The sequence below is a fragment of the Bradyrhizobium sp. AZCC 1610 genome (genome assembly GCF_036924515.1).
In the GTDB taxonomy this organism is placed as follows: Bacteria; Pseudomonadota; Alphaproteobacteria; order Rhizobiales; family Xanthobacteraceae; genus Bradyrhizobium.
In genome coordinates, this window is sequence record NZ_JAZHRR010000001.1 from 6,203,452 (window position 1) to 6,225,607 (window position 22,156).

Below are 22,156 nucleotides of genomic sequence, written 5' to 3' on the forward strand. Positions count from 1 at the left end.
GCCGTGTGGCGGCTCCCGCACGGGTGGTTCACCCCATTGACGAAATGAGCTATCCACCCCAATTATTTTTGACACGATGTCGAAAACCACATTCTTGACGCCGTGTCAAATACTTTTTGAGCGCCGCGATTGAACCGTTGGAGGGAAGCTTGAGGCCGCGAGAGTTTGACCACGACGACGTCCTGCGCATCGCGTTCGATCAATTCTGGCGCAAAGGAGTGCGTGGAACGTCGCTCTCGGACATCGCGCGTGACGCGGGCGTCCAGCGCGGCAGTCTCTACAATGCCTTCGGCAGCAAGGAAGCGCTGTTGCTCTGCGCCTACGAGCGCTATGCGAGCGAGTATCTGAACTCTCTTCAAAAGACGCTCGGCTCAGGGACCTTGCGCGAGCGCCTCACGGCGTTTTTCGAACTGACAATCAAGAACTTCCGTTCCGGCTCGCCGCCCCGCGGATGCCCGACCACGCGGGGACTGATGGAGCTAACGTCGGTCGAAGGTGAAGGGCTGGACGAGAACGCGCGCCAGGCCTTCGCGGATCTGGTGGCGCGCATCACCGATCTGGTTCAGGAAGCCTTGTCCGGGGGCATCGAGCGGGGCGAGTTCAACGGAGACCCTGAAACCGCTGCATTACACATCGTCACCATGACGCGCGGATTGGCCGTGCTTGAACGCGCCTTCGGGGATGAGGCCCAGCTTCGGAAGATTGGCGCACACACGGTCGATCTCGTACTCGGCAAGAAGGGCGGCTAGGCAAAGCCGCGCTTGTTCCTTTCATGCAACTTCGAACGCGAGGCGAAGCGTTGTCCGGATGGTTCAGGTTCGCAAGACTCGCTCGGTCAGTCTATTCTTCTAAACACGCCGGACGTGCAGCACGAGTTGGCGACGGCGGCTGGGATCACGTTCTTCAGCCAACAATGGGCAGACGCCCCCTGGATACCGGGCTTGACGAACGTCCATGCGCGGCATTCGCGTTCCCGGTTGCAGAGTCTTAGGCAATCTTGCGCATTGCCGTTGATGGCGATGTTGCGGAAATCGCGGCCGGGCCGATCCGTATTCCGGGAGAAGTTTTCCCCTTGCGCTGAAGCGGCGCCGGAGATTCCAGAAAAGGCTAAGACGAATGCGGATGCGATCATCAGGCTACGGAGACACATGGCAACCTCCTGTGGCAAACTCCTGGGTTCGCTATTTAGGCGCTTTCCGATCGCAACCGGATATGAACTGGCTCACATGCTTGCTGCCATTGACGAGACGGCACTGAAGCGGGAAATGCGATTGGTCCATCCGCGTCAGTTTCACGCCCTCGTCTTGGCTCATCGTTCGGATTCAACTGTCAAACAGCGAGAGGGTATGCGTCCGCGTTCTCGCGGCTGAAATGCGCCCGAGCTTTGCGTAACTTCCGCCCTCCACGAAAAAGCAAAGGGCGCAGGGAAAGCCGGGTGCACGCTGCACCCGCGGTCTCGTGTGCAATTTGCGCATAAGAACGCGCACACGAGCATACAGGTCCAGCGGAGGCATCCCGGCTTTCCCTGCGCGATGGGTTACGGCTTACTTCGTGCTCTTCCCGGTGAACGGCTTTCTTGCCACCGTCATCGGCGGGATACTTCCCGCCAACTTAGCGCCAGCACCGCGGCGCCCGAACCACACGACTTCACCGTCCGCTAAAGGCACCGACGTCAGCTAGCGCCCTTCGCGTCCACCGCATCTCACCGCGCGTTCGTGACGTGGCCAACGCCCCTTTGGTGGATGAGATGCGCGGAGTTATGGAGTTGATTTGGCCTCTGCGTGAAGCGGAATATTTTTTGCGGACGGGCTGGACAGGTTTTACTGATTTGCCCGTCGTGCCAATTGGTCGCATGCCCCGAGCAGCAGTTTGCCCTTGCGCTTCAGGCAAATCAGCCGGCAGCGGAGATGGGAGGCTGTTCGCAAGGGGTTGAGCGCGACGAGGATCGATCTTGTACTCGTCAGGAATTGACAGAGCAGCCGTCCCTTTTCCGATCGCCTGTGGTATCCCGTCGAAATACTAAAGCAATCGCGGATCGTATTCAGATGGACCGAAGCGGGTCCTGAAGACGTGGAGATCATCGACTATCACCAGGAGTTTGCACATGGCAAAGAAACTTCCGCCGATTCATCCCGGCGAAATCCTGCGGGAAGAATTTCTCGTTCCGCTCAAACTGACACCCTACGCAGTCGCGGCCGCGCTGCACGTGCCGCGCACCCGGATCGAACGCATCGCGCGCGAAGAAAAGCCCGTTACGGCCGACACCGCGCTGCGGCTCGGCAAGTTCTTCAAGACCGGTGCTGCGTTCTGGATGAACATTCAGGCGCGCTTCGATCTCGAAACGGCCGAAGATGTGCTCGCGCCGCAGATCAAGAAGATTGCGTCCTATAAGGCGGCGTGAGAGGGATGGTGCACTTAATCAAGCGGGAAATGTTTAGTGTGCTGTCACCGTCGCTCTCATCTACAATCGCGACAATGCTGGAAGCACACGGTAGCGGGCGATTTCGTGCGGAAACTCGGCGCGATTGGCGAGCAGAACGACGCCAATCTTGCGCCCGGGCACGAGCCCCACATAGGCCGTCGCATTGTTGAGGCCGCCCGGCTTGTCGACGATGCTTACTCCGTCCACATCGATGGTTTCCCAAGCCATCGCCTGTCCGAACTGCTCGCTGACACGGAACATTTCACGCTGCGTCATCTGCAAAGCCTCACGTAGCTGGGGATCGGCGACGCCATCGCCGAGGCAGGCAGCGACAAAGACCGCGAGATCCCGCGCCGAGGTGAACATCTGCCCGGTCCCGGGGAATTCAAAATAGCCCTGCTGGTTGCCGCGCGGACCGATCGGCATGCCGTTATCGGAATAGCCCTGGACGACGCGCTGCATCAGCGCCGGACTCATGACGGCGCGGTGGTCCGGCCCCCGTTCGGGGAGCAGCGTCGAGTTCATATTGAGAGGCCTCAGGATACGGCTCTCGATGAGTTCCTTGATAGGAAGCCCGTACCGGCGCTCGAGCGCGAGTTGCAGCAGCACGTAACCGGCGTGCGTATAAACGCGTTGCTTGCCCGGCTCTTCGCCCGCGCGTGGCGTCCAGGCGTTGAGCATGTCGATGAATTCGGCCAGCGAATACGACGCATTGGGCCAGGGCGGGTGATCCGTCGGCAACAACAGGCCGGAAGTATGGGCGGCGAGTTCGCCGATCGTGACCCGGCGAATATAGTCGCCCTGCAATTCGCTGACGTATTTGCTGACCGGATCGTCCAGCCGCAATTCGCCGCGAAGCGTTCCGAGCGCGACCAGCGCAGCCTCAAATACCTTGCGAAGTGACGCGATATTGAACAGCGAGTCCGGCGTAACCGGCCGCTCCTCTGCTTGATCGGCAAGGCCGTAGCTAAAGAACCGCGTATAGCCGGCAACGTAGACAACAGATGCAAGCCCGCCCACATGACCGGCCGTTGCCTCGGGGGCGATGTTAGCCGCCATGATATCTTCAACCCGGGATTCCGCATCAGGGCCGGTCATAACGGCTGGCGCCAAGCCAGGCAGGAAGACGAGCAGGAACGCCAGAACTGCGGCAGACGTGCCGTAAGACCGCCATCTGATCAAGGTCAGTACCTTTTTTGACATTTACCGCAATAACTGGAACTTCTGTGCCGGTCGGGACGATCCGGCGATTGAGACAAGCGCGCCATCATCGGTTCGCACCGTGCTGCGATGGCATCACCACGAGCGCAAACGTGCAACCACTGTCCTGAGTTCCTCGATCATTGCTTGATGTCGAATGTACGCTGGGCATCGCGTCCGGCGAGCACCGATCATTGCTGTGATCCGGCTCATCATCGGGACGTATTCGAGATACAAGCCGCCGACCTTCGGCCCGAGCATCATCGAATGCTTTTATCCATTGACATGCCGGAGCCTAGCACTTGCGCGATCATCACGCCGGGCTCTGAAATCATATGATGGGCAGCGAAGATGAAATGGTGCCAGGGCGCGGAACCCCAATCGCTGCCTAATACCCTGATAAGGCTGAGATTTCCAAAAGCGGGCAAGACTATCTACCCATATTTCTACCCATCTGATGTTCAATGGCTTGATTCAGGGAACCCGTAGCCCCACGTTGTGGTTCTCCGCTGGCGATGACCTGGCGACATCGGACGGTATGCGCGCGAATGTGCGTATCGGGCGATTCGACGTAACTGATGCGGCGTGAGCTTCACGGCGGATCAGGTGCTTCTCGGTTGACGACTCCAAGTGTTTGGGTCGCGGGTAGCTGGCGGTGAACTATGGAGAAGCCGCATGCGCAAGTTTTTAGCACGTGTGGCGACCCTTACCCGCAAGGTCGCGGAATGGTTGGTGCCGGTTTTTACCGCTATCAACCTTCTGATCGATTTTGTGGGTAAGGTCGCCAACTGCCATGATCGTAAATTACAATTTCAAATATCCGTCGCGGGGTAAGTGGTTTTTTGTCCCCAATGAGAAATGCGAGCGTCGCGGGCGGCGCATGCTTCAGTTCTTCAAAAAGCGAGTCGTCTTCCCCAACTATATGTATCACTTCAAGAAGGGTGGCCACGTCGCAGCCCTGCACGCACATTTGAATAACCAGCTGTTCTTCAAGATAGATATTCAAAATTTCTACTACTCCATCGCGCGCATGCGGGTCACTCGGGCGCTCCGCCAGTGGCATTATCCCGGTGCCGGCACCTTCTCGAAGTGGTCCTGCGTTCGCAATCCGGGACCGGGGCCGAAACATGCGCTGCCCATTGGGTTCGTGCAGTCTGCATTGCTCGCAAGCTTAGTCTTGATGAAATCTCAAGTGGCCGACGCAATCGAGCGGGCGATGGCGAATGGTGTTTGTATATCCGTCTACCTCGATGACTTTATTGGATCTCACAACGATCCCGCCGTCCTGACGGCAGCGTACGAGGATATTCGCGTCGCCTGCGTCGATGCCGGCTTTATACCCAATCCCGCAAAACTCGTTCCGCCTAGCGTCGCGATTACGGCATTCAATTGCGACTTAACGAACGGATCGGCAATAGTTACCCCGGCGCGCGTAAACAAGTATTTGGCTTCCCTGGACCGTACACCGATGTCGGATGCCGGGTTCGCCCAATATCAGGCGCTGGTAGCCGCACAAAACGTACCATAAAGAGAAAAGGCGCCCCGTTAGGAGCGCCCTTCCCTTAGAACAACCGCGACAGTAAAGCTAACATCGAAGCCAGATGCACGTTGCATCCAAAGCCCAGACGATACGTCTTACCGCACGGCTGACTGGCTTCGAGAGTGAGAAACACCGACATGGTGTTCTCCTTTCTCGTTAGCGCGGGGTCCTACCTTAGCCGACATCGCGCATTGAGCCAGCAGTCGGGGATTTTTGGGTTTTTAAATAGCCACCCGGTGTCCCCCACACGCTTCGGCTATTTCGTGCTGCGATGAACTTAACGATGTCCTGATTCCAGGCAAGATGTGAACACATGAATCTTTGCGATTGACGGGGTGCGAATCAAAGACCCGCATAAAGCTCCACATGGAGATTCGCGTGCAGCGGGATATGGGCCTCGTACGAGAACTGCTTCTCAAAATAGCGGTAGCGGACAAACCGCCAAAGTTAAGCACACTGGTGTCGGGAAGAGGCACCGACGACAGTGGATATGGCCTCGCTGCATATCACATGCAGATGCTTATTGAGGAGGTCGGGTTCGTTCGCGGTATCAATGCTAATTCCAGCAGCGGCAAGGAATGGATAAATCTCGAATTGACATGGCATGGCCAAGACTTCTTGGAGAGTATCCGTGACCCGACGGTTTGGGAGAACACCCAAGCGGGAGTAAAAAAACTGGGCGGGGTAAGTTTCGATATTTTCGTCGGCCTCGCCAAACAATACCTCAAGGCGGAAGCAAAGAAGCGCCTGAACCTGGATTTATGAGATGGGGTTCCTCGCCCTATATTCCGAGTGATCACGGTGCAGTCCAGCACTGTCACCGTAATCTAAGTAGCCCGCATGAACAAAGCGATATGTGGGGATCGGCACAATCGAAACCCGGATGTCGCTTCGCTCATCCGGGCTTCGCTTGCTTCAAGCGGTCACGAGGAAATTCGCGGCGTTCAACTCGGTCGGAAGAAGACCCAAGAACAGCACCTGATTGCCCTCGCCGAGATCAAGGGTGGTGCCCGAAGCTGACGCGCTCAGATTGTCCAGCGGGTCGAAGTCGGCTCCGAAGCCTTCCAACACCGCGACGTCCTGCGTTACGTCGAAGTCGGTAATGGTATCACTGCCTGGTTCAGTCTCGCGAAAGATAAACTGATCAGCTCCACCGAAACCTGCGAGGTTGTCGTCGCCGGCGCCGCCTTCGATCGTATCACCAGCATTGCCGCCGATGATGGTGTCATTCCCGCGGTCTCCGAACAGACGGTCGGGCGCGTGATCCGCCAACTGCTGGTTGGCGACCGCCCGGATGAGGTCGTCACCGTTACCACCAAAGATCGTGTCGGCGGCAACGTCACCGCCTCGCAGCGTGTCATTCCCGGCGTCCCCGAACACGGTATCGCCCGTGGGATCGTTCCAGGCGATGAAGTCATCGCCGGCACCGCCGAAGACGGTATCCATTCCGGCCATGCCGCCGACGGTGTCGTTGCCTTGACCGCCGAAAACCAGGTCATTGCCAGCGCCTGTATTGATATCGTCGTTTCCCTGGCCGCCCCTGATAATGTCGTCGCCATCGCCGCCTTCAAGCCTGTCGTTCCCGGCGAGGCCACGGATGATGTCATTGCCGCCGAGCCCGGGGAGGAAATCGTCGCCCGGCGTTCCGACGACAACGTTGTCGTTGTCATCTGCGATTGCGATCAGCTGACCCCGGATCTCGCCCCCCATAAATTCGTTCGTATGGACGTTGAAATAGATCGGGATCTCCGATCCCACCGGAGCTGAGCCGAATTCGTCGGCGAAGTTGGTGATTGAAACGTTGGCAGGGTCCGTCGTCTCCCATCGACCACTTACCGTCCAGGAGCCATCCACATTCAGCGCGATGTTGAGATCATCGTCGTCCTGTGCCGGGTTGATCTGCCCGAAGACAACGGGCCCGTTTACTCCTCGCACTTCATTGTGAAAATGCGTGGAGGTGACGTCGTCGTCGGTCGACGGCGTCTGCGCCGAACCACCCGTAACCAGGCCGTAATCGACGCCCTCGATCCGAAACGTATAGCTCGCGGCAATTTCCGTGCTGTCAAAGATGACAGTGCCGAGACCGCTTGCAGTCGAGTTGTTCGGGGGGACTTCCTGAGTGCCTTCGAGAACCACGCGGAACGCTGTGGACATGAGAGTCTCCTCTGCTGTTTGCTCAGCAGGTCGGCGGCCAGCGACGCCGGCCTGCACATGTGGCACATGTTGCACCGGCTCGCGCCGGCATGGATAAGGCGCCGCGTCGCTCCGCTATCGCGGAATCGGCGCGTTGTCCTTCTCGCGGTATTTCGGCCGAGAACAAGGGATCGCTGGATCGCGCCAACCTAGGGCTGTAGGCCATCGACCGGGCGTTATTGTGATTTGTTTATAGCGATCGACACATTGTGATCGATGCAATGTCCGGTTGCCGACGCCAAGCTTGCGCGAGGTTCCACCCCTGCTTGCGCATCTCGATCGCGCCTATCCTTGGTGTAAGCTCCGATCGCCATGTCTATTCATTGCGTACGGAGCGGTGCGACCGTGCCATGCGAGCGAACGCCATGCGGGCGAAATCGTCTCAAACCAGTTGGCCTGCGTCTTTGTTCCGCGATCACGATGTCGCGTTCGAAAGCGTGGCGCGCAATTCGGATCAACCGGCAGTTGCTCAGCCTGATTCAGTCCTAGTGTCAGGAAGGTCGGATGACCTGGCAAGCGGCAACACCAAACATGTGGCACTCCGCTGCCGCCCGTCGCCGAGGCGACGAGTGAAAAAGGCTCCTGACAATAGCAGACTTGGCGGGTAAGCACTCAATCTGCATCAACGATCAGTGGCGGATCGTAGATGGACCGATGCGGGTCCCGAAGACCTGGAGATGCTCGACTATCACCAGGAGTTTGCACATGGCAAAGAAACTTCCGCCGATTCATCCCGGCGAAATCTTGCGGGAAGAATTTCTCGTTCCGCTCAAACTGACACCCTACGCGGTCGCGGCCGCGCTGCACATGCCACGTACCCGGATCGAACGCATCGCGCGCGAAGAAAAGCCCGTTACGGCCGACACCGCGCTGCGGCTTGGCAAGTTCTTCAAGACCGGCGCTGCGTTCTGGATGAACATTCAGGCCGCAACCGACTTCCGAGCCTGACACCGCCATAGGCGGTGTCAGGTCCCGAAAGTTCGCCGGTCTCTGGTTCGCCTCGCGCCTACTTCTTCCGCGGGTCGTCGGCCGGATTCACATAAGTGATACCTTGCGGCCCCATGCCGTGAAGCTGAATGACAGTCTCTTCCGGGAAGAACGCGTAATGCGTCATGCCTTTGGCGACGTAGGAATAGCCGCCGACCGTTATCGTCTCGCCCTTGTTCTCGTCGAGCTTGTCGCCGGTGCCGATATGGAAGGTGCCTGACAGTACGGTCACGTTCTCATCGTTCGGATGTGTATGGGCTTGTATCCTGAAGCCTTTGGGCACCTTCAGGCGAACGACGTACATGCCTTCCTTGGTCGGGTCGCCCTTGATCACTGTAAACTGGGCGCCGCTTCCATAGGCCGCCGGAGCTGTCCATTTCAGCGCCTCGGGCTGTACCGTTGCGTGATGGTCGTCGGCGGCATCCGCAAATGTGGGGAGTGCGGCCACAGCCAGCCCAGCAAGAATAATGGATTTTCGCATAACGATTCCTTTTGAAGTTGTGTCGCCGGGCAAGATGCAGGAATTGGCGACGGGTCGCGTCATCCGTTTAAAGGAGGTGCCGATGATCGGATTCTACGGGCCTACCGTACTCGTCATCGGCGATACATTCACCCGCGGATTGATTGGAATTCGATTCAATATGAATTGGCTCAAAGCTGCGTGTGGACCAGATGGCAAGTTTCTGAACGTCTGGCCTGATCGAATCCTGTGAGCGACATCCCATCCCTGCGCGTAAGCGTGCGAAACGGCCTCCATTAATTCGCATACTTCGGCTTCTAAAAATTCATTCGCTGTCAGCCGGCCACCGCGTCGCCTTGCGAATTTGGCGTGGCTCTTCTCGCCGAGAATGCGTTCGCTCGACGCGATGTGTCCACCTGCTGGCCAAAAGCGGGGATACAGATCAAAGACCTGGGCGATGAAATCGTTGAGGAAATTGAAGCAATGGTGCCCAGGGGCGGGATCGAACCACCGACACTGCGATTTTCAGTCGCATGCTCTACCAACTGAGCTACCTGGGCATACCCGCGAACCCAAAGGCCGGGCGAGCGGGCGGTTTATAGAGAGGTCGGAGGGCTGTGTCCACCCGCCTTCGCCTGCGGCTTCGGCGCGGCAGGCCCGGCTTCAGGGCTCTCGTCAAATTACTGGTAAACCTCGCCTATTCGGCGTCTTCGGGATCCGTGTCGCGGCCGGGGATGACGTACTTGCCCGATAGCCAGCGGTTCAGGTCGACATCCCGGCAGCGCGGGGAGCAGAACGGCGCCGTCGCCGGGTTGGCCGGCTTGCCGCATTCCGGGCAAGGCTTCGACGGCGGCTTGGCGCCGCCAGAGCCCGCATCCTCAGGCGGCTTAGCTGGCATTCAACCACCCGAATCGGATCGGGAAACCTTCGCCGCCCAACAGCGTGACCGATTCGTAGAGCGGCAGGCCGACCACGTTGCTGTAGGAGCCGACCATCTTGACCACGAACGATCCGGCGATGCCCTGCACGGCGTAGCCGCCGGCTTTGCCGCGCCATTCGCCGGAGCCGATATAGGCCTGGATGTCGTCCTCGCTGAGCCGCTTGAAGCGCACGCGGGTTTCGATAAGGCGCTGGCGGAACGCCTCCTTCGGCGTCACCAGGCAGATCGCGGTGTAGACGCGGTGATTGCGTCCCGAGAGCAGCCGCAGGCACTGCGCGGCTTCGTCGACCAGATTGGCCTTCGGGAGGATACGGCGGCCGACCGCGACCACCGTATCGGCGGCGAGGATGAAAGAGCCGCGCAGCTCGTCGTCGAGCTGGACGGATTTCAGCGCGGCGTCAGCCTTGGCCCGCGCCAGACGATTGGCGCAGGCGCGCGGCAGCTCGCCCCGCTTCGGGGTTTCGTCGACATCGGCCGGGCGCAGCGCATCGGGCTCGATGCCGGCCTGGTTGAGCAGGCTGAGCCGTCGCGGCGAACCGGAAGCGAGAACGATTTTGGGACGGCCAAGCATGCGGGATGTGTCGGGGATTTAGGATTCGGATGGAAGCGCGCGCGGAACCTATCGGAAGGCACTCCATTCCACAACCGGGGAACAAGTGGTTGTTGAAGCTCCACTATCTCCGTCGCCCCTGCGGACGCAGGGGCCCATAACCACAGGCCGTTGTCATGGGAATGACAAGACGACTGGCACTGCCTCGAATCGCTCGGCCGCGGCGCCGCGATGAGCGCAATTGCGCTCACGCTCGGGGTTCCTGCTTTTCGCAGGAACGACAGGAGGCTCAGCGCACCGGGTCGATCGGCGTCGCGATGCCCAGGCGGGCCTCGATGGCCTCGGCCGCTTCCAGGCACAAATCTTCGCGCAAACGCTGCCCGGTGATCAGCACACCGATCGGCAACCCCGTCGCCTCGTCACGCCCGGCCGGCACGCACGCCGACGGCAGCCCGAGCAGGTTGGCCGGGACCACCGGGCGCATCAGCTCCTTGGTCGCAGCCGATCCGGCCGGGGTCGCCGAATCGAAGCCATGCTCGAACGGCAATTGCGTCCAGGTCGGCGACAGCAGCAACGGCCGGTCGGCCATGAAGGTCGACCATGCGCGCGCAATGCCGTCGCGTTCGGCCATCAATTGCGACCATGACGCCGCGTCGGCCAAGGGCGGTATGTCCTGATTGAAGTTGTTCAGGAAGGTCATCGCCTCAGCGCCCATCATCGGCGACAACAACGCCAGCACCGAGCCGAAATCGCCCATGATCAGGCGGCTCCAGCAGCCAGCCGCGTCGTCATAACGCGGCGGGCAGGCTTCTTCCACGACATAACCGGCATCAGTCAGCGCCTGCGCGGCACGCCGCACCACAGCCGCTACCTTTGGATCGGTGCCGCCGCCGGGCGGCTCCGGCAGCACAGCCACGCGAACTGGCCGCGCCAATGCCGGCCCCTCGAACGGAGCATCGATCGACCAGGGATCGCGCGGATGTGCGCCCATCAAGACACGCAGGCCGAGACGCACATCCGCCACGCGGCGGGCCATCGGCCCTGCACGTTCATCAATTGCACCGCCAGCAACCGGTCTTCGGTCGGCACACAACCCGCATCGGGCACGCGGCCGGCGGATGGACGGATGGAGGCAATGCCGCAGGCGTTCACCGGATTCCGCAGCGAGCCGCCGATGTCGTTGCCAAGGCCGATCGGGCTCATGCCGCTGGCCAGCGCCGCGGCCTCGCCGCCGCTCGAGCCGCCTGCGGTACGACCGGAATGCCAGGGATTTCGTGTCAGGCCGTGAAGCGAACTGTCGGTGTGCACGCGCAGCGCCATGTCAGGCAGATTGGTGCGGGCGATCGGTATGGCGCCGGCGGCGCGCATGCGTTCGACGACTGGCGCATCCACTGGGGCCACCGCATTGGCCAGCGCGGGCACGCCCCAGGTTGTGGGCAGGCCGGCCATGTCGATGTTTTCCTTCACCGTGAAAGGCACGCCGTGCAGCGGGCCAACGGTCTCGCCGGACGCCAGCCTCTGGTCGGCCAGGACTGCAGCAGCGCGGGCCTCGTCGGTCAGCACGCGCACCACGGCATTCAGCGCCGGGTTCACGGCATCGATACGCGCCAGATGGGCATCCACCACCTCCGCCGAACTCAGTTGCCGGCGTGCAATGCGCTGCGCCAGCTCAGTGGCCGGGAGTTGCCAGATCTCGCTCATCGCGTACTCCAACATGACATGCGCAACGAAGTCGCGCGACGCTCCCGCCCATCGGTCAGAGTAGTACCGCACCTGTGCGATGTCGACGCCGCGGACCAGCGGTCACCCGCTCGCCGCGCCCCACCTTGAGTCTCGTGTCCCGGACGCGGCGCGGCACGCAGTGACGCGACGCAGAGCCGGGACCTGCCGCATCGCATGGACCCCGGATCAGCAGCGCACCGCCGGAGTCGCGCAAAGCGCGATCCCGGTCGCGCTGCGCAGCGTCCGGGGAACGCCAGTCGCCAGCGGCGTGCTAGCCGCTCGCCGCGCCGGCCTTGGCAAACCGCCGGCGGATGCGCATCGACAGCCCGTCGCAGACTTCGCGATAGGCGGCAAGCTTCTGCTCGCGATTGCCTTCGGCGCCGGTCGGATCTGATGTCGGCCAGTATTCGACATCGGCGGCCATGGTGCGCGTCAGCTCCAGCGCCTTGTGATGGGCTTCCGGCGACAGCGTGATGATGAGGTCGAAATTGAGCCCTTCCCAATCCTCGAGCTCCTCGAACGTCGTGGGCTTGTGGCCTGAAATATCCTGGCCGAGTTCGGCCATCACGGCGACCGCGAACGGATCGAGCTCGCCCTTCTTGACGCCGGCGGATTTTACGTAGAGCGCCTGCGGGAACATCTGCTGCAGCAGGCTTGCCGCCATCGGCGAACGCACGCTGTTGAGGCCGCATGCGAACAGCACGGCCTGCGGATTGCGCGCGCGGGGCGCATCCATGCGGTCAGGCTTCTCTTGTGCGGGCCGTGACCCTTTCGGCGAACCGGCCTTTCGAGGTCATGCTTTCTTGTTCACGCATGACCTGATCCGAAAACCGCTTCGCACTTTTCGGCGTCATGCGTCCTGCCCCTTCCAGTGCAGGACGCAGATCAGCGTGAACAGGCGGCGCGCGGTTTCGAAATCGATCCGCACCTTGCCTTTCAGCCGTTCCTGCAGCGTGCGCGAGCCTTCGTCATGGATGCCGCGGCGGCCCATGTCGATCGCCTCGATCTTGTCGGTCGTGGCGGTGCGGATCGCCTGGTAGTAGCTGTCGCAGATCATGAAATAGTCCTTCACGATCCGCCGGAACGGCGTCAGCGACAACAGATGCGCCACCACCGGTGCGCCGTCCTCGCGGCGGATGTCGAACATCAGCCGGTTGCCAGTGATGGCGAGGTGCAGCGTGAACGGGCCCTCGCCCGCCCCTTCCGGCGCGAACAGGTTCTGCTCGATCAGATCGTAGATCGCAATCGCGCGCTCATGCTCGATATCGGGCCCGGACCGCCCGATCGATTCCTCGTCGAGCGTCACCGCGACGATGCGGCTGTGCTGGTCATCGTCTGGTGGCGGCTTGTTCATGGCAAATTGAGGCGCAGTCCGACCGAGCGTGAATGGGCGTCTAAACCCTCGGCCTTGCCCAAGGTCATCGCGGCAGGCCCCAGCGCGCGCAACTGGTCCGGCCCGCATTTGAGAATCGAGGTGCGCTTCATGAAGTCTAGCACGCCGAGCCCTGACGAAAACCGCGCCGAACGCGCCGTCGGCAGCACATGATTGGAGCCGCCGACGTAATCGCCGATCGCCTCCGGTGTATGGGGCCCGAGAAAGATCGCGCCGGCGTTGCGGACCTTGGCTGACAAGCCTTCCGCATCCGCGGTCATGATTTCCAGATGTTCGGCGGCGATCGCATTCGCAAGCTCCACCGCCTGGTCGAGGTGGCCGACCATGATGATGGCGCCGAAATCGTTCCACGAGGCCCGCGCGATCTCGGCGCGGGGCAGCGTCGCCAGTTGCGATTCCACCGCACGCTCGACGTCCGCGGCCAAGCCTGCGCTGTCCGTGATCAGGATCGACTGCGCGCTCGCATCATGCTCGGCCTGCGCCAACAGATCGGCGGCGATCCAGCCGGCGTTTCCCGTATCATCGGCAATGACGAGCACTTCCGAGGGGCCTGCGATCATGTCGATGCCGACCTTGCCGAACACCTGCCGCTTGGCGGCGGCGACATAGGCATTGCCCGGACCGACGATCTTGGCGACCGGCGCGATCGTCGCCGTGCCGTAGGCCAGCGCCGCCACCGCCTGCGCGCCGCCGACGCGATAGATCTCGGACACGCCGCCAAGGTGTGCCGCCGCCAGCACCAGCGGATTGAGCTTGCCGTCGGGCGACGGCACCACCATGACCAGCCGCGGCACGCCGGCAACCCGGGCCGGCACCGCATTCATCAGCACGGAAGACGGATAGGCGGCGGTGCCGCCGGGCACGTAGAGGCCGACCGCATCGACCGCGCTCCAGCGCCAGCCGAGTTCGACGCCCAGCGCATCGGTGAAGCGCTCGTCCCTCGGCAACTGGCGGCGGTGGAACAATTCGATCCGGTCGCGGGCGAATTTCAGCGCGTCGAGCGTCGCGGCGTCGCAAGCCCCCACCGCGGCATCGATCTCGGCCGCGGTCACGCGCAGGCCGGAGGCCGCGAGCTCGAGCCGGTCGAATTTCTTCGTTGCCTCGAGCAGGGCCGCGTCGCCGCGCGCGGCCACGTCATCGACGATGGCGCGGGTGGCGCGCTCGACATCGGCCGAAACCTCGCGTTTGGCGGCGAGGAATTGCTTGAAGCGTGGGTCGAAATCGGCGCTGCTGGTATCCAGGCGAACGGGCATGGTGGCTTTCTGAGAGACAGCGAAGACCCCTGCTCAATGGCGCGGCGGCCAAGGGCCGTCAACCCTTGCTCACCCGGAAATAGGGGGGGAAGGGCGGGCTGAGCCACCGAGTCGCGCGAATGCACGCCCGATGACAGGATCCGCGAGCCCACCATAATGGCTCTCCCGGCGTGAAGATGGTGGGCACGGCGCGAAGCGTCTTTGGTCTTTGCCCCACCCTACGGCACCGGAATCACCCCTGCGGCCCCAGCGGGGCGATGGCGAGGTCGCTGGTGCCGAGGTCCTCGGTGCCGAGGTCGGTCAGCTCGCATTCCAGGCATTCGACGTCCAGCCGCAGCGCCTCGCCATGGCTGAACAGCAGCAGCGCGCTGCCGCCCGGGGCCTCGCCGGGATGGAATTCGATCCCGACCAGTTCCAGCACCGCTCTCGGCTGCGCCAGATCGATGTTGCGCGACTTGCAGGCCAAAACGCGGTCGAAGCGCAGTGCCGCGATCGAACGCCGCGGCTCGGTTCCGCCGGACAGCGTCTGCTCCCAGTCCAGCCGGTCGATGCCGACCACCAGCCGCTTTTCATCCTGCCGCCAGACGATGTCGGACGCCTGGACGCGGGCGTCCTGCACGTGGGCCGATATGACGGCGAGATCGTCGGCGTCGAGCGCAATCAGTTTGAGTGGATCGGGCGCCGGCATAAGTTCCTCGATAGTCCTCTATTTTTGGTTTGACGCGTTTTCTTCCCGCGAACCGGGCTCCACTTCGCTGGAAAACGCTCTAACTAATCGCTGATGCGCTGGATCGACGCGCCGCAGCCTGAGAGTTTTTCCTCAAGCCGTTCGAAACCGCGGTCCAGGTGATAGATGCGGTTGACCATGGTTTCACCCTCGGCGGCAAGCCCCGCGATGACCAGCGACACCGAGGCGCGCAGGTCCGTCGCCATCACGGGCGCGCCGCGCAGCCTGGCGATGCCGTCGATGGTCGCGGTCTCGCCGTCAAGTGATATACGCGCGCCGAACCGCGCCAGTTCCTGGACATGCATGAAACGGTTCTCGAAGATCGTCTCGGTGATCTGCGAGGAACCGCCGGCGCAGGCCATCAGCGCCATCAATTGCGCCTGCAGGTCGGTCGGAAAGCCCGGGAACGGCGCGGTCGAGACCGACACCGGCCGGATCCCGGCGCTGTTCCTGGCCACCCGGATGCCGTCATTGTTGACGGTGATGTCGGCGCCGGCTAGCGCCAGCACGTCGAGCGCCGACTGCAGCAATTCGGGACGCGCGCCGGAAAGCTGCACGTCGCCGCCGGTCATGGCGACCGCCATCGCATAGGTGCCGGCCTCGATTCGATCAGGCAACACGGTATGCCGGGCGCCATGAAGCTTCTCGACGCCCTCGACCACGATCCGCGGCGTGCCGGCGCCTGTGATGCGCGCGCCCATCTTGTTCAGGCAATCGGCCACATCTGCGATTTCAGGTTCGCAGGCGGCGTTGGTGATAACGGTCGCGCCCTTCGCCAGCGTCGCCGCCATCAGCGCGACATGGGTGCCGCTCACCGTCACCTTGGGGAAATCGATTCCAGCACCGCGCAGGCCGCCGGGCGCTTTGGCGACCACATAACCGCCGTCGATGGTGAGTTCGGCGCCGAGCTTTTCCAGCGCCATGATCAACAGATCGACCGGCCGCGTGCCGATCGCGCAGCCGCCCGGCAGCGAAACTTTTGCTTCGTGCATCCGCGCCAACAGCGGCGCAATCACCCAGAAGCTGGCACGCATCCGCGACACCAGATCGTAGGGCGCGGTCGTATCGATGATGTTGGCTGCCGAAATGTGCAGGGTCTGGCCCTGATATTCGCGGTCGCCGGGCCGCTTGCCCGCGGACATGATATCGACGCCGTGATTGCCCAAGATGCGTTGCAACTGCGCGACGTCGGCGAGCCGCGGCACGTTGTCGAGGACAAGCGTTTCCTCGGTCAGGAGCGCTGCGATCATCAGCGGCAGCGCGGCGTTCTTCGCGCCCGAAATCGCAATGGTGCCGTTGAGCGGGTTGCCGCCGACAATACGAATGCGGTCCATGCCACCCTCCCTTGCGATGCGCAATTTATTGAACGCCTCACCGCAGAAGCCGCGACATTTGCGGCGATTTGATGGGGTCCAGACTCAACACAGCCGGTCATTCCGGGGCGCGCGAAGCGCGAGCCCGGAACCCATTTCACACCAACGTTGCGGTCCGATGGATTCTCCGATGTGCAATTGCACATCGAAGTTCAGCCCTGCGGGCTGCCCCGGAATGACGATCCATTGTTCGCGCTGCTCGCGCCGAACAGGATCAGCTCATGATTTAATGAACGCGAGCAGGTCGGCGTTGATGGTGGCGGCTTCCGTGGTGGGCATGCCGTGCGGAAAACCCTTGTAGGTCTTCAGCGTGCCGTTCCTCAGAAGCTTCGCTGACAACGGCGCGGAGTCTTCGTACGGCACGATCTGGTCGTCGTCGCCATGCATCACCAGCACCGGCACGGTGATCTTCTTGAGGTCTTCGGTGAAGTCGGTCTGCGAGAAGGCGACGATCCCATCGTAATGCGCCTTGGCGCCGCCCATCATGCCCTGACGCCACCAGTTCTGGATGATCGCTTCCGAAGGCTTGGCGCCCGGCCGGTTGTAGCCATAGAACGGACCCGACGGCAGCGCGCGATAGAATTCCGAGCGGTTGGCGGCAAGCTGCGCCTGCAGGTCGTCGAACACCGATTTGGGCAAGCCGCCGGGATTAGCCGGCGTCTGCACCATCAGCGGCGGCACCGCGCTGAGGATCGCCGCTTTCGCGACCCGGCTCTCGCCGTGGCGGGCGATATAATGCACCACCTCGCCGCCGCCGGTGGAATGGCCGACGTGAACGGCGTTCTTCAGATCGAGATGGGCGGTCAGCGCCGCGAGGTCGTCGGCATAATGATCCATGTCGTGGCCGTCGGCCACCTGGCTGGAGCGGCCGTGGCCGCGGCGGTCATGGGCGATGACCCGAAAACCGTTGTTCGCGAAGAACAGCATCTGCGTGTCCCAGTCGTCTGATGACAGCGGCCAGCCATGACTGAACACGATGGGCTGACCCTTACCCCAGTCCTTGTAGAATATCTCGACGCCGTCTTTGGTCGTGATGGTGGGCACGGGAATTCTCCTCTTGCTTGGTTGCAGTCAACGGCATGCGGTGAGGTTCGGTCACGCGGGGCGAAAGCGCCGCCACACGCCGATGATCATGACAGCGAAAAACACCAGTACGATGCCCTGGGCTACCGCGAATAACGGCCCGGCGGGCGGGTTGTCCGGCGCCAGCGCCGTCAGCGCCGGCACCTTCAGGAAGCTCTGAACCACCAGCACGAACACATTGAGATAAAGCGAGGCCAAGGCGGTCAGCACATAAATCCAGCGCCACGCGCCGGCGAGCTTCATGCCGTACAGCGCGATGCAGGCGATGGTGAGCAGGATCAATGAGATGATGCCGAACAGGTGCGACGGCAGCAGCTTTTCGAACAAGAAAGGCGGAATTACAAAGCCTGTGGCGCTGGTCAGGATGGTGAACAGCAGGAAGATCGCGGTGAGGCCGGGCTGAGACCTCGAGCCGAGCATTCCGAACATCACGATCAGGCCAGCGACAATGGCAATCAGGCTGATGACCACATGGACCATCACGAACGTCGCCACACTCATACCCAGTATCATGATGCGCCCCCTTCGTTGGAAACTTTCTAAAGGTTACGACGCGGCACAAAAAGTTTCCACACGCATCGCGTGCGGCGTCGGCAATGCAGGCATGTGCGTGAATGAAGACACATCAACGAAAGTTGTATGATGCACGAAATATTTGCACGGCCGCCACAAATGGCAGCAAAGCTTCGGTCGAATTTTAGCGATCGAGAAATTCGACCAGCTTGGGAATCACCTGATCAGGCGCCTCCTCCATCAGCCAATGTCCCCGTCCCTTCACCAGCACGCCCTCGACGTTAGTCGCGACCATCTTGCCTTGCTCGATCAGGAACGGACCGCCGGCTTTCTCGCCTGATAGCACCAGCATAGGCATCGCCAATTTGGTCCTCGCAAGGTCGGCAAACTCGATGGCGTCCTGCGGGAATGCGCGGAAGACCTCCATCCCGGCCTTCATGTTGCCGGGCCTGGCATACTCCCTGGCATAGAATTCACGGTCGGCCTCCGGCACGGATTTCGTGGCATCGGCGGCAAAATCGTTCCAGAAATGTTCGAGATAAATGCGCTCGCGGCCGGTGACCAGCGCAAGCGGCGTCTTGCCGAAGAAGTGGAAGTGCCAGAGATCGCGCAGCAGAAAGACATTATTCCATTCGCCAACGCCGGGCAGAAACGCTTCCATCAGCACGATCCGGTCGACTTCGCTCGCATACTGCGCCGCATAGGCGTAGGCGACCATCAGTCCGATATCATGACCGACCAGCCGGATACGGTCGTATTTGAGGCTTTTCACCAATGCGTGGATGTCTTGCGCCATCGCCTTCTTGGTATATCCGCCCTCCGGCGCCGACGACTGGCCGAAGCCGCGCAGATCGGGTGCGATCACGGTGTGCTTGTCGGAAAGTTTTGCGATCAGCGGCCGCCACATATGGCTGGTTTCGGCAAAACCGTGCAGCAGCACGACGGGATCGCCCTTGCCGGCAACCAGATAGTGCAGTCTGACACCGTTGACGTCGGCAAACTTGCTCTGAGGCGCCTGCGCGAGCGAACCGCTCGAAGGAATCAATGCGACCGATATTGCCACCCACATGCTCGACGCGATGGCGCGCAGCGTTCTCGGTACACATTGCATGTGAGATTCCTCATTCTTCGTTGAAAGAGGAATCAGTAGTAGCGCGGTATCGGTCCGTTGTGTGGAGTTTTTCGGTGTGACAGGTCGAACAGTACTTCGTCGACATAGCACCAACCCCAGCCTTCCGGCGGATCGTAGCCTTCGATCACGGGATGGCCGGTGTTGTGGAAATGCGCGGTGGCGTGCTTGTTCGGGGAATCGTCGCAGCCCAGCGCACTCGGCGTCACCGTTTGAATGCCGGCGATGTCCCTAGAGCGACGGCTTCATGGCATCGGCCAGATAGCCATGCAGCGCCGCCACCACCTGCGCGCCCTCGCCGATTGCGCCGCCGACGCGCTTGACCGAGCCGGAACGCACGTCGCCGACCGCGAACACGCCGGGCACCGAGGTTTCCAGCGGCGGCACCGGGCGGCCGTGATTCTGCTCGGACTGCGCCCCCGTCACCACGAAGCCGGCCCGGTCGAGCGTCACGCCGCAGCCGTCCAGCCAACGCGTCGCCGGATCGGCGCCGACGAAAAGAAACAGGTTACGAACATCGAAACTGTGCTGCTCGGGCGCCAGCCGGCTCTTCCAGCGCACGCTTTCGAGCGATCCATCCCCGCCGCCTTCGACCGCAATCACCTCGGCGTTGAATATCAGTTCGATGTTGGGCGCCGCTTCGATGCGCTCGATCAGATAGCGCGACATGCTGGCCCCCAGCCCGCCGCCGCGGATGATCATGTAGACCTTGCGCGCATGGCCGGACAGAAACACCGCGGCCTGCCCTGCGGAATTGCCGCCGCCGACCAATACGACGTCCTGACCGACGCACAGCTTGGCCTCGATCGGCGAAGCCCAGTACCAGACGCCGCGGCCTTCGTAGGCGTCGAGATTTTCGATCTCGGGCCGCCGGTAACGTGCCCCGCTCGCCACCACGATGGCTTTGGCGCGCAACGACTGCCCGCATTCGGTGGCCAGCGCGAACACGCCGTCGCGCTGCGAGCAATCCAACGACCGGATCGAAACCGGAATCAGCATCTCGGCGCCGAATTTCTGCGCCTGATTGTAGGCGCGCCCCGCGAGCGCCTGGCCCGAGATGCCGGTCGGAAAGCCCAGATAGTTTTCGATGCGTGCGCTGGCGCCGGCCTGCCCGCCGAACGCCCGCGCGTCGAATACCGCCACCGACAATCCTTCGGACGCGGCATAGACCGCGGTGGCGAGACCGGCGGGACCGCTGCCGACCACCGCGACGTCATAGAGCTTCTCATGCGCATGGTTGGTGATCATGCCCACCGCCAGCGCCAGCGAGGTCTCCGACGGATTGCGCAGCACGGTACCGTCAGGACAAACCACCAGCGGCAGATCGGCGCGCGAGGCCGAATAGCGCGCGACGAGATCGGCGGCGTCCTTGTCGGTTGCGGGATCGAGCACGTGGTGCGGCTGGCCGTTGCGCGCCAGGAAATTCTGCAGCCGCGCCGTGTCGCCGAGCGAAGCCGGGCCGATCAGCACCGGGCCGCCGACGCCGCCCTGGATCAGGCTGACCCGGCGCAGGATCAGCGCGCGCATGATGCGCTCGCCCAGTTCGGCTTCCGCGACCAGAAGCGCGCGCAATTGGTCCGACGGAATTAGCAGCGTTTCGACATCGCCCTCGGCATGGCCGTCGACCAGCGCGACGCGGCCGGAAAGCTGGCCGATCTCGGCCAGAAATTGTGCCGGGCCCTGGTCGATGACCGGGGTGACATGGCCGAGGCCATCGCGCTGGGTGATCGCGACTGTGCCGGACAGCACCACGAACATGCCGGGGCCTACCTTGCCGGTCTCAAACAGCGCTTCGCCGTGCTTGTAGGCGCGCAACTCCCCAAAACGGCGCATGCGCGCGATTTCGTGATGGGTAAGCGCCGGGAATGTTTGTTCGTAACGTGGAAACGCGGTGGAAGTCGCGCCGGTCGCCGGACCGGCCGTGATGTCTGCACTCATTGTCGCTGCCTAAAAAAGAAACAGAACCGTGCAGAGAGCGAGCCATGCCGCCCGGCGAGCGAAATTTCTTTACGCTACTGGCTAAGGCTTTTCTCCGCTGGCGTCATCTAGGCACGCGTCGGCGCTTTCGGAAGATGCACCGGCATCGCTGCGCCCGCGGGCCTGCGATTTCCGCCGCTTGAGATTTTCACGCAAGGCCAGCTTCAGCCGGCCCCGTCGCGAATCCTTCACGTCCGCGCCGGTCTTTCCCGCAGCCTTATCTTCATCGCCCTTCATCGTCAGTCCGCCGAATATTCCCTGGTTGAGCCAGCCGCCACGCCGCCCGCAACGCTGCTATCAGAACAAAGTGGGTTTAGCCGCCCCTCGCCGCAATGACCCGCACTGCCGCCGCAAGGCCATGCGAGGTCATGATTCGGCGCCTCGGGCGCCGGCCAAGCATGGTTGGGAACCGGATCGGCCTTGGGAGTTTCCTTGGGAGTTTCCTTGGCGGTTGACCGCTTTGAAGGAGCTTGTCGGCAACAAGCGCCGGTTTTTGACGATTTTGGGCCCTTTCCGGCCCGCCCGCGTGCTTGCGCCAGAGGGGCCCTTGTGGCAAGAACCGGCCGCCTAGTGGGCGGCCATTTGGGCCGATTCCCCCAATATACCGGGCATGCTGCCGTAGCTCAGTGGTAGAGCACTCCATTGGTAATGGAGAGGTCGACAGTTCAATCCTGTCTGGCAGCACCATCCCCTT

Annotated in this window: 26 protein-coding genes and 2 tRNA genes; 8 read left to right on the plus strand and 20 right to left on the minus strand. The window is 62.0% G+C overall.

Annotated elements, in window-relative coordinates; translation table 11 throughout:
* Window positions 1-116: 116 nt before the first annotated feature.
* On the plus strand, window positions 117-749 hold the full coding sequence (locus tag V1279_RS30510) for a TetR/AcrR family transcriptional regulator (RefSeq protein ID WP_334443688.1): 633 nt from the start codon (window positions 117-119) through the stop codon (window positions 747-749).
* 86 nt (window positions 750-835) lie between these two features.
* Here the strand turns inward: V1279_RS30510 and V1279_RS30515 are convergent, their stop codons facing one another.
* Window positions 836-1,132 (minus strand): PAN domain-containing protein, encoded by a 297-nt coding sequence (locus V1279_RS30515; RefSeq protein ID WP_334443690.1) that lies wholly within the window; start codon window positions 1,130-1,132, stop codon window positions 836-838.
* Window positions 1,133-2,104: 972 nt separating this feature from the next.
* Between V1279_RS30515 and V1279_RS30520 the strand changes: the two genes are divergently transcribed.
* A complete protein-coding gene (locus V1279_RS30520) occupies window positions 2,105-2,401 on the plus strand; it encodes a HigA family addiction module antitoxin (RefSeq protein WP_334443692.1) in 297 nt (98 codons plus the stop codon).
* Between the two features lie 60 nt (window positions 2,402-2,461).
* Here V1279_RS30520 and V1279_RS30525 read toward each other — a convergent pair whose 3' ends face one another.
* The gene (locus V1279_RS30525; protein ID WP_334443693.1) at window positions 2,462-3,481 is read right to left on the minus strand and encodes a serine hydrolase; all 1,020 of its coding nucleotides are present in this window, start codon (window positions 3,479-3,481) and stop codon (window positions 2,462-2,464) included.
* 816 nt (window positions 3,482-4,297) lie between these two features.
* On the opposite strand from V1279_RS30525, the gene V1279_RS30530 reads away from it, so the two are divergent.
* From V1279_RS30530 to V1279_RS30540, 3 genes are all read left to right on the plus strand, one after another.
* Complete coding sequence (locus tag V1279_RS30530) at window positions 4,298-4,456, plus strand: hypothetical protein (RefSeq protein WP_334443696.1); 159 nt, start codon at window positions 4,298-4,300, stop codon at window positions 4,454-4,456.
* Window positions 4,457-4,502: 46 nt separating this feature from the next.
* Complete coding sequence (locus V1279_RS30535) at window positions 4,503-5,150, plus strand: reverse transcriptase domain-containing protein (RefSeq protein WP_334443698.1); 648 nt, start codon at window positions 4,503-4,505, stop codon at window positions 5,148-5,150.
* A 390-nt stretch (window positions 5,151-5,540) separates the two neighbouring features.
* Window positions 5,541-5,927, plus strand: a complete 387-nt coding sequence (locus V1279_RS30540) for a DUF2513 domain-containing protein (RefSeq protein WP_334443701.1) — start codon at window positions 5,541-5,543, stop codon at window positions 5,925-5,927.
* Between the two features lie 150 nt (window positions 5,928-6,077).
* Here V1279_RS30540 and V1279_RS30545 read toward each other — a convergent pair whose 3' ends face one another.
* Entirely contained in the window at window positions 6,078-7,316 is a 1,239-nt protein-coding gene (locus tag V1279_RS30545) for a calcium-binding protein (RefSeq protein ID WP_334443704.1), read from the minus strand.
* A 744-nt stretch (window positions 7,317-8,060) separates the two neighbouring features.
* Between V1279_RS30545 and V1279_RS30550 the strand changes: the two genes are divergently transcribed.
* The gene (locus tag V1279_RS30550; protein WP_334443707.1) at window positions 8,061-8,303 is read left to right on the plus strand and encodes a HigA family addiction module antitoxin; all 243 of its coding nucleotides are present in this window, start codon (window positions 8,061-8,063) and stop codon (window positions 8,301-8,303) included.
* A gap of 58 nt (window positions 8,304-8,361) precedes the next feature.
* On the opposite strand, the gene V1279_RS30555 is transcribed toward V1279_RS30550, so the two are convergent.
* Window positions 8,362-8,823, minus strand: a complete 462-nt coding sequence (locus V1279_RS30555; RefSeq protein ID WP_334443710.1) for a cupin domain-containing protein — start codon at window positions 8,821-8,823, stop codon at window positions 8,362-8,364.
* Between V1279_RS30555 and V1279_RS30560 the strand changes: the two genes are divergently transcribed.
* Entirely contained in the window at window positions 8,810-9,055 is a 246-nt protein-coding gene (locus V1279_RS30560) for a hypothetical protein (protein WP_334443713.1), read from the plus strand. The two genes, V1279_RS30555 and V1279_RS30560, sit on opposite strands and share 14 nt — an antisense overlap.
* Before the next feature lie 231 nt (window positions 9,056-9,286).
* Here V1279_RS30560 and V1279_RS30565 read toward each other — a convergent pair.
* The 16 genes from V1279_RS30565 to V1279_RS30640 all read right to left on the minus strand — a co-directional run bounded on the left by V1279_RS30565 (window position 9,287) and on the right by V1279_RS30640 (window position 21,699).
* A tRNA-Phe gene (locus tag V1279_RS30565) sits at window positions 9,287-9,362 on the minus strand.
* Between the two features lie 137 nt (window positions 9,363-9,499).
* Window positions 9,500-9,700 carry a DNA gyrase inhibitor YacG gene (gene yacG, locus V1279_RS30570; RefSeq protein ID WP_334443716.1) on the minus strand — a complete coding sequence of 67 codons (201 nt, stop codon included), beginning with the start codon at window positions 9,698-9,700 and terminating at the stop codon, window positions 9,500-9,502.
* Window positions 9,690-10,313, minus strand: coding sequence for a Maf-like protein (locus V1279_RS30575; RefSeq protein WP_334443719.1), 624 nt, complete (start codon window positions 10,311-10,313; stop codon window positions 9,690-9,692). Before V1279_RS30575 ends, yacG begins: the two co-directional genes overlap by 11 nt.
* Before the next feature lie 268 nt (window positions 10,314-10,581).
* Window positions 10,582-11,328, minus strand: a complete 747-nt coding sequence (locus V1279_RS30580) for an amidase family protein (RefSeq protein ID WP_334443722.1) — start codon at window positions 11,326-11,328, stop codon at window positions 10,582-10,584.
* Window positions 11,283-11,993, minus strand: a complete 711-nt coding sequence (locus tag V1279_RS30585; protein WP_334443725.1) for an amidase — start codon at window positions 11,991-11,993, stop codon at window positions 11,283-11,285. The genes V1279_RS30580 and V1279_RS30585 overlap by 46 nt, the downstream gene beginning before the upstream one ends.
* Before the next feature lie 292 nt (window positions 11,994-12,285).
* A complete protein-coding gene (locus V1279_RS30590; protein WP_334443728.1) occupies window positions 12,286-12,750 on the minus strand; it encodes an arsenate-mycothiol transferase ArsC in 465 nt (154 codons plus the stop codon).
* Between the two features lie 114 nt (window positions 12,751-12,864).
* Complete coding sequence (locus tag V1279_RS30595) at window positions 12,865-13,368, minus strand: UPF0262 family protein (protein ID WP_334443730.1); 504 nt, start codon at window positions 13,366-13,368, stop codon at window positions 12,865-12,867.
* Entirely contained in the window at window positions 13,365-14,660 is a 1,296-nt protein-coding gene (gene hisD, locus V1279_RS30600) for a histidinol dehydrogenase (RefSeq protein WP_334443732.1), read from the minus strand. Before hisD ends, V1279_RS30595 begins: the two co-directional genes overlap by 4 nt.
* Window positions 14,661-14,892: 232 nt before the next feature.
* Window positions 14,893-15,348: a DUF2948 family protein gene (locus tag V1279_RS30605; protein ID WP_334443734.1), complete on the minus strand. Its 456-nt coding sequence runs from the start codon at window positions 15,346-15,348 to the stop codon at window positions 14,893-14,895.
* Between the two features lie 83 nt (window positions 15,349-15,431).
* Complete coding sequence (gene murA, locus V1279_RS30610) at window positions 15,432-16,721, minus strand: UDP-N-acetylglucosamine 1-carboxyvinyltransferase (RefSeq protein ID WP_334443736.1); 1,290 nt, start codon at window positions 16,719-16,721, stop codon at window positions 15,432-15,434.
* A gap of 258 nt (window positions 16,722-16,979) precedes the next feature.
* Window positions 16,980-17,804 carry an alpha/beta fold hydrolase gene (locus V1279_RS30615; RefSeq protein ID WP_334443738.1) on the minus strand — a complete coding sequence of 275 codons (825 nt, stop codon included), beginning with the start codon at window positions 17,802-17,804 and terminating at the stop codon, window positions 16,980-16,982.
* Window positions 17,805-17,855: 51 nt separating this feature from the next.
* Entirely contained in the window at window positions 17,856-18,356 is a 501-nt protein-coding gene (locus tag V1279_RS30620) for a hypothetical protein (protein ID WP_334443741.1), read from the minus strand.
* Between the two features lie 184 nt (window positions 18,357-18,540).
* Window positions 18,541-19,467: an alpha/beta fold hydrolase gene (locus V1279_RS30625; protein ID WP_334443744.1), complete on the minus strand. Its 927-nt coding sequence runs from the start codon at window positions 19,465-19,467 to the stop codon at window positions 18,541-18,543.
* 32 nt (window positions 19,468-19,499) lie between these two features.
* Window positions 19,500-19,694 carry a UBP-type zinc finger domain-containing protein gene (locus V1279_RS30630; RefSeq protein WP_334443747.1) on the minus strand — a complete coding sequence of 65 codons (195 nt, stop codon included), beginning with the start codon at window positions 19,692-19,694 and terminating at the stop codon, window positions 19,500-19,502.
* Between the two features lie 22 nt (window positions 19,695-19,716).
* Window positions 19,717-21,423 (minus strand): FAD-dependent oxidoreductase, encoded by a 1,707-nt coding sequence (locus V1279_RS30635; protein ID WP_334443749.1) that lies wholly within the window; start codon window positions 21,421-21,423, stop codon window positions 19,717-19,719.
* 81 nt (window positions 21,424-21,504) lie between these two features.
* Window positions 21,505-21,699: a hypothetical protein gene (locus V1279_RS30640; RefSeq protein WP_334443751.1), complete on the minus strand. Its 195-nt coding sequence runs from the start codon at window positions 21,697-21,699 to the stop codon at window positions 21,505-21,507.
* A 375-nt stretch (window positions 21,700-22,074) separates the two neighbouring features.
* Between V1279_RS30640 and V1279_RS30645 the strand changes: the two genes are divergently transcribed.
* Window positions 22,075-22,149, plus strand: a tRNA-Thr gene (locus V1279_RS30645).
* Window positions 22,150-22,156: the final 7 nt, after the last annotated feature.

Excerpts from the sequence above, each read along its gene's own strand:
- V1279_RS30515 (WP_334443690.1), bottom strand. The coding sequence starts at position 1,132 with ATGATCGCATCCGCATTCGTCTTAGCCTTTTCTGGAATCTCCGGCGCC.
- V1279_RS30520 (WP_334443692.1), top strand. The coding sequence starts at position 2,105 with ATGGCAAAGAAACTTCCGCCGATTCATCCCGGCGAAATCCTGCGGGAA.
- V1279_RS30525 (WP_334443693.1), bottom strand. The coding sequence starts at position 3,481 with ATGGCGGCTAACATCGCCCCCGAGGCAACGGCCGGTCATGTGGGCGGG.
- V1279_RS30530 (WP_334443696.1), top strand. The coding sequence starts at position 4,298 with ATGCGCAAGTTTTTAGCACGTGTGGCGACCCTTACCCGCAAGGTCGCG.
- V1279_RS30535 (WP_334443698.1), top strand. The coding sequence starts at position 4,503 with ATGCTTCAGTTCTTCAAAAAGCGAGTCGTCTTCCCCAACTATATGTAT.
- V1279_RS30545 (WP_334443704.1), bottom strand. The coding sequence starts at position 7,316 with ATGTCCACAGCGTTCCGCGTGGTTCTCGAAGGCACTCAGGAAGTCCCC.
- V1279_RS30550 (WP_334443707.1), top strand. The coding sequence starts at position 8,061 with ATGGCAAAGAAACTTCCGCCGATTCATCCCGGCGAAATCTTGCGGGAA.
- V1279_RS30560 (WP_334443713.1), top strand. The coding sequence starts at position 8,810 with ATGGATTTTCGCATAACGATTCCTTTTGAAGTTGTGTCGCCGGGCAAG.
- V1279_RS30555 (WP_334443710.1), bottom strand. The coding sequence starts at position 8,823 with ATGCGAAAATCCATTATTCTTGCTGGGCTGGCTGTGGCCGCACTCCCC.
- yacG (WP_334443716.1), bottom strand. The coding sequence starts at position 9,700 with ATGCCAGCTAAGCCGCCTGAGGATGCGGGCTCTGGCGGCGCCAAGCCG.
- V1279_RS30575 (WP_334443719.1), bottom strand. The coding sequence starts at position 10,313 with ATGCTTGGCCGTCCCAAAATCGTTCTCGCTTCCGGTTCGCCGCGACGG.
- V1279_RS30580 (WP_334443722.1), bottom strand. The coding sequence starts at position 11,328 with ATGGCCCGCCGCGTGGCGGATGTGCGTCTCGGCCTGCGTGTCTTGATG.
- V1279_RS30585 (WP_334443725.1), bottom strand. The coding sequence starts at position 11,993 with ATGAGCGAGATCTGGCAACTCCCGGCCACTGAGCTGGCGCAGCGCATT.
- V1279_RS30590 (WP_334443728.1), bottom strand. The coding sequence starts at position 12,750 with ATGGATGCGCCCCGCGCGCGCAATCCGCAGGCCGTGCTGTTCGCATGC.
- V1279_RS30595 (WP_334443730.1), bottom strand. The coding sequence starts at position 13,368 with ATGAACAAGCCGCCACCAGACGATGACCAGCACAGCCGCATCGTCGCG.
- hisD (WP_334443732.1), bottom strand. The coding sequence starts at position 14,660 with ATGCCCGTTCGCCTGGATACCAGCAGCGCCGATTTCGACCCACGCTTC.
- V1279_RS30605 (WP_334443734.1), bottom strand. The coding sequence starts at position 15,348 with ATGCCGGCGCCCGATCCACTCAAACTGATTGCGCTCGACGCCGACGAT.
- murA (WP_334443736.1), bottom strand. The coding sequence starts at position 16,721 with ATGGACCGCATTCGTATTGTCGGCGGCAACCCGCTCAACGGCACCATT.
- V1279_RS30620 (WP_334443741.1), bottom strand. The coding sequence starts at position 18,356 with ATGATACTGGGTATGAGTGTGGCGACGTTCGTGATGGTCCATGTGGTC.
- V1279_RS30625 (WP_334443744.1), bottom strand. The coding sequence starts at position 19,467 with ATGCAATGTGTACCGAGAACGCTGCGCGCCATCGCGTCGAGCATGTGG.
- V1279_RS30635 (WP_334443749.1), bottom strand. The coding sequence starts at position 21,423 with ATGAGTGCAGACATCACGGCCGGTCCGGCGACCGGCGCGACTTCCACC.
- V1279_RS30640 (WP_334443751.1), bottom strand. The coding sequence starts at position 21,699 with ATGAAGGGCGATGAAGATAAGGCTGCGGGAAAGACCGGCGCGGACGTG.